The sequence below is a fragment of the Synechococcus sp. RC10B2 genome, from assembly GCF_047502635.1.
Genome location: NZ_JANSHO010000057.1, coordinates 1 through 3256 on the forward strand (window position 1 = coordinate 1; position 3256 = coordinate 3256).

2 rRNA genes are annotated in these 3256 nt (G+C 63.6%); both read right to left on the reverse strand.

Features of this window, described 5'->3' with window-relative positions:
* Positions 1 to 115, reverse strand: a 5S ribosomal RNA gene (rrf, locus tag NW855_RS07820).
* Positions 116 to 204: 89 nt separating this feature from the next.
* A 23S ribosomal RNA gene (locus tag NW855_RS07825) occupies positions 205 to 3146 on the reverse strand.
* Positions 3147 to 3256: the final 110 nt, after the last annotated feature.

The following is a 3256-nucleotide window of genomic DNA, read 5'->3' on the forward strand; positions in this document are numbered from 1 at the left end:
AGGGTGCATGGACCTAGGTTCCCAGCGGTGAGCCGCCAGTAGGATCGGCGCTGCGGTGTTTCACGACCCGGTTCGGGATGGGACGGGGTGGGTCCACCGCGCTCTACACACACCCAGTGGCTGAAGGAACGGTCGTCCCTTCACCCCTCACGCGATTGCCTATGGGGGGACATCCCCCCCTGCTGCCGGTCGGTTCGCCGTGACGGAAGGAAGCCCTCGCCCCTGCGCACCGGTCGCCTCTACGGGTCACCCCGCCTCCAGCTCCGGCCGCTTTCCCCGCTCATCTCGCGGGGGGCTTACCAGCCTTGCGCTGTGAGAGCAGTCGTCTTGCGGCGTGTTTCCCACTTAGATGCTTTCAGCGGTTCTCACTCCCGGACATAGCTACGGAGCCTGCAGGACGCCCTACAACTCCTCCACCAGCGGTCCGTCCAGCCCGGTCCTCTCGTACTAGGGCCAGCCCCGCGCACTGCTCTAGTCGCTCAGAGCGGATAGAGACCGAACTGTCTCACGACGTTCTGAACCCAGCTCGCGTGCCGCTTTAATGGGCGAACAGCCCAACCCTTGGGACCTACTCCAGCCCCAGGATGCGACGAGCCGACATCGAGGTGCCACGCTCCGCCGTCGATATGAACTCTTGGGCGGTCTGAGCCTGTTATCCCCGGGGTAGCTTTTATCCGTTAAGCCACAGGCCTTCCACCCGGTCCTGTGGGATCACTACGGCCGACTTTCATCCCTGCTCGGCTGGTCTGCCTCGCAGTCAAGCGCCCTTCTGCCGTTGCACTCCACGGCGGATGACCATCCCGCCTGAGGGCGCCGTTGCGCGCCTCCGTTACCTTTTAGGAGGCGACCGCCCCAGTCAAACTACCCACCAGCCACCGTCCCCGCCGCAGGCGGGTGAGGGCAGCGCAGACCGAAGAGTGGTATTTCACCGTCGGCTCCAGTCAGCCCGCAAGCCGACCTTCTCCGCCTCCCACCTATCCTACGCATCGGCCTCCGCTACCCGATGGCAAGCTGTAGTAAAGCTCCACGGGGTCTTTTTGTCCCGCTCTGAGTTGGCCGCATCTTCACGGCCACTGCAATTTCACCGAGCCCCTGGTCGAGACAGTGCCCAGATCGTGATGCCTTTCGTGCGGGTCGGAACTTACCCGACAAGGAATTTCGCTACCTTAGGACTGTTATAGTTACAGCCGCCGTTTACCGGGGCTTCGGTTGGGAGCTTGCACCCCGCCCCTTAACCTTCCGGCACTGGGCAGGCATCACCCCCTATACGTCGCCTTACGGCTTGAGCAGGGAGCTGTGGTTCTGGTAACCAGTCGCCTGGGCCTGGACCCTGCGGCTGCCTCGCGCTCCACCCGCTAGGGGTTTCACGCTACGCGCAGCACCCCTTCTTCCGAAGGTACGGGGTCAATTTGCCGAGTTCCTTAACCAGGGGTCACTCGTCCACCTTGGTTTCCTCAACCTGTCTACCGGTGTCGGTTTGCGGTACGGGCGTGGGTGGTCTTCCGAGCCGGCCTTTCTTGGCTGCACAGGCGCCTCGCCATCGGCGTGCGGTTGCCCGCACCCCTTTCACTCGCCTCTCGGTCACCGCCGCACGGATTTGCGTCGTGCGGCTCCCTACCGGCTTGGACGGCGCTCGTCTCGCCGCGGCGACTACCCCTCAGCATCCGGCATTGGTCCAACGACCACCACACGGTACAGGACTATCAACCTGTTGTCCATCGGGTCAGGCGTGTGCCGTCCCCTTAGGCCCGACTACCCTGCCGCGGTGCACCCGTGCGGCAGAACCCTTAGACTTTCGGTGGCGATGATTGCGACATCGCTTCTCCGTTACTCATTCCGGCATTCGCACTCGTCGTCACTCCACCGACGCTTCCGCGCCGACTTCGGCGCGACGACGACGCTCCCCTACCGTTTGCCGATGGCAAACCCGCGGCTTCGGTGCATCGCTTTGCCCCGCTACAGCGTCGGCGCAGCGCTGCTTGACCAGTGAGCTGTTACGCACTCTTTCAAGGATGGCTGCTTCTAAGCCAACCTCCTGGTTGTCTGAGCGGCGCCACAACCTTTCCCACTTAGCGATGACTGGGGGACCTTAGCCGGCGGTCTGGGTTGTTTCCCTCTCGACGACGGATGTTCGCACCCGCCGTCTCACGCGCGGTGCCCACCCCTGGCATTTGCAGTTTGCCGTCGCTTGGTAAGCGGTGAAGCCCCCGCGCAACAACAGCGCTCTACCTCCAGGGGTGGCGTAGCCGCGGCTGTACCTCAATACATTTCGGGGAGAACCAGCTATCTCCGTGTTCGATTGGCATTTCACCCCTACCCACAGCTCATCCGAGCCTTTTGCAACAGACACCGGTGCGGCCCTCCACGTCCTGTTAGGGACGCTTCAGCCTGGCCATGGGTAGCTCACACGGTTTCGGGTCTATCCCCGGCGACGGTCGCCCTGTTCAGGCTCGCGTTCACTCCGGCTCCGGCTGGCACTGCCTTAACCACGCCACCGAGGATAACTCGCCGGATCATACTCCAAAAGGCACGCGGTCACCGGTGTTTCCGGCTCCCACGGCGTGGAAGCACACGATTTCAGGGTCTCTTTCACTCCCCTCACCGGGGTGCTTTTCACCGTTCCCTCACGGTACTGTGCGCTATCGGTCACTGCGTGTAGGTTGCCTTGGACAGTGGTCTGCCCAGCTTCAGTCCGGGTTCTTCGTGCCCGGACCTACTCAGGAGCGACCCACCCGGCTGAGGCGCCCGCCTACGCGACTGTCACGCTCTGCGGTGCAGGGTTCCACACTGCTTCGGCGCAGCGCGGTCGCTCGGGTGACCGACGAGCAGGTCGGTCACGGGTCGTCCTCCAACCCCGCGGGCGCAACGGCTGCTCCCTATTTCACGCCCGCGGTTTAGGCTGCACCCGGTTCGCTCGCCGCTACTACGGGTGTGGTTCACGCTTCCTCCGGCTACTGAGATGTTTCAGTTGGCCGGGTTCCCGCTCCGCTGTTGCGGAGCGCTGCCAGATGGCAGCGGGTTGCCCCATTCGGAGACCTCCGGATCACAGCCTGCACGCGGCTCCCCGGAGCATATCGGTGCCGTGCCCCGTCCTTCATCGGCACGCAGCGCCATGGCATCCATCGTGTGCTCATCATGTCTTCCTTCCGTCACGGCCAACCGACCGTGACCCGGTCACACGGTGCGGGTGGACGCACGCACCGCAGACCGGCAGCAAATAACTCTTTGCAATCGCGTGAGTTGTTAAGGTACGACC